The sequence below is a fragment of the Streptomyces coelicoflavus genome (genome assembly GCF_003112555.1).
In the GTDB taxonomy this organism is placed as follows: Bacteria; Actinomycetota; Actinomycetes; order Streptomycetales; family Streptomycetaceae; genus Streptomyces; species Streptomyces coelicoflavus.
In genome coordinates this window covers 1-2,232 of the sequence record NZ_BEWB01000036.1, presented here as the reverse complement: position 1 = coordinate 2,232, position 2,232 = coordinate 1, and the positions used below count along the sequence as shown (strand labels likewise).

The following is a 2,232-nucleotide window of genomic DNA, read 5'->3' as shown; positions in this document are numbered from 1 at the left end:
ACCTGGTGCGCAACCGTCCCGACATGCGTGTCTGGGCTGCCCATAACAGGACGGCGCCGTCGGAGATCCTGGCCGAGCTGATCAAGGATCCGGATTGGCGGGTCCGAGACCGGGTGGCCAGCAAACGCAACTGCCCGCCTGAGCTGCTGGAACGGCTGGTCGACGATCCGCATGACGCCGTGCGGAGGCTCGTAGCAAACCATCCGCACTCGCCGTGGCCGGCGGTTGCGGGCTTGGTTGATGACCCGTGGCCGGTCACTGCTCAGGAGGCCCGCGCCCGACTGGCCAACTGGCCGTCCAAGCAGCCGTCCGAACCCTCCTGACACAGCGATCACACGATCTTCCGGCGGTTGTGTTCGCCGGACTTGCGGACCACCACCTCCTTCCTGGTGACACGCGGGACGGTGGCGATCAGATCCTGGCCGTGGAAGACCCGGATCGATGTCTCGTCCACGTGGACGGTGACGACCTGGTGGGCATAGCCGCGGCCGAGCTGGACGCGCTGTCCGGCGACCATGAAGCCGCCGACGCTGCTGACGGTCCGCTCGGCGATCTGCTGGCCGGGCGGAGGCAGCAGCGGTGGCGGCCCGGCCGGACGGCCCCCTTGCAGGCGACCGCAGGCCGAGGGCGGCAGCGGGCTGGGCAGGGTGGCCTGCAGGACACGCTGCTCGTCCAGGACCTGCAGGACCTTCCCGTCGAGGCGGAGGGTGACCCGCTGTCCGGCGAACGGCCAGCCGACCAGGACCTTGTCGCCGCCCAGGCCGACGTAGCCGACCGCGTTCACGGTCCGGTCCACCTCCACCACCCCCTTCGCGCCATTCGCCGGTCCGGGATCGTCCGCCCAGGGCCCGGCAGATCGGGCGTCCCCGCCTGCCAGCAGGGCCTTGAGGTCCCGGCCGGACAGCTTCGAGGGCAGCGTCTTGTGCCGGCCACCGCCGATCAGGACGTGCAGCCGGTTCACATCGACCCGCAGGGTCACCGTGATGCCGGCCAGGGCCGGGCCGAACCAGATCTGCTGACCGCGCAGGCTCAGGTTTCCCGAGGCGGGCACCACCCGCTCCACCTCGATCGCACCGACCTCGCCCTCCGCCATCGGCCAGGCCGCCGCGACAGGCTCGGGCGGAGGCTCCGGGACATCAGGTTGGGGGACGGGGACGGGGTCGAGGCGGGCGGGCAGGACCACCGGCAGGGCGTCCTGCTCGGACCGCGGGCGAGGAACGAAGCGGCTGGCCGGAACGGCCATGTCCAGGGCTTGGTGCGGCCGCATCCGGTTGTAGTCCTCCAGCCAGGTATCCACCACCGCCTGCGCAGCCTCCAGATCGGTGAACGGGTCACGCCGGTCGAGGAGTTCACGCCGCAGAGTCTGGTGGAAGCGTTCGATCTTCCCCGTGGTCGTCGGGGACTGCGGCTTCGTCAGCCGGTGAGCGATGCCGTTCTCCCGGCAGATCCGGTCGAACATCGTCTCTCCGGGCTTGCCGGGAGAGAAGCGGGCGGTGAACTGCTTGCCGTTGTCCGTCAGCACCTCGCCGGGCACTCCGAACCGCACCAGTGCCTCACCGAAGGCCAGACACACCGCTCGGGCCGTGGCCCGCTGCACCACTTTCGCGATCACCATGAACCGGGAGTGGTCGTCGATCCCGGTGACCATCTTGCACTCGCTGCCGTCCGCCAGCAGGATGCCGCCGACGATGTCCATCTGCCACAGTTCCATCGCCTCCAACCGCTCCCACCTGCGGTAATCCGACCGGCGACGCTTACGCACCCCGGGCTCAACGAGTCCGTTGCGGACCAGGACCCGGTAGACGGTCGCCCGGGACGGCAACGGCGTGATGCCCCTGCGTCCCAGCTCGTGCACCAGCCTGCGCGGACCCCAGCCCGGATGCCGGCGCCGCAATTCACACACCAGAGCCTCCACCTCCGGCGCTGTCCGGTGCGGACACGAGTCCGGCCGGTGCGACCGGTCCGTCAGACCCGGCAAACCCGACTGCTTGTACTTGCGCACCCAGGAGTGCACCGACTGCCTCGACACCCCATACCGGGCCGCGACTTGAGTGACCGGGACCCCTGCGGCGACCTCCATCACCGCGTGATACCGCTGCTCGACCACGCTCAACTCCACCAGCACGGCCCCGGCCCTCCCTGCACGCGGATACGACGCGCACAGCCAAGCCGAGGCAAGCGGTGTCAAGCATCAGGCGACGCCACAGCGTCAAGCATCAACCGAGACAAGAC

The 2,232-nt window shown here is 69.8% G+C and carries 1 protein-coding gene and 1 pseudogene; one reads left to right on the top strand and one right to left on the bottom strand.

What is annotated here, in order from left to right:
- A pseudogene (locus Sco07f_RS39630) lies at positions 1 to 323 on the top strand (hypothetical protein); the annotation flags it as partial.
- A gap of 8 nt (positions 324 to 331) precedes the next feature.
- Here Sco07f_RS39630 and Sco07f_RS39625 read toward each other — a convergent pair.
- A complete protein-coding gene (locus tag Sco07f_RS39625; RefSeq protein ID WP_108990810.1) occupies positions 332 to 2,113 on the bottom strand; it encodes an IS481 family transposase in 1,782 nt (593 codons plus the stop codon).
- Positions 2,114 to 2,232 lie beyond the last annotated feature (119 nt).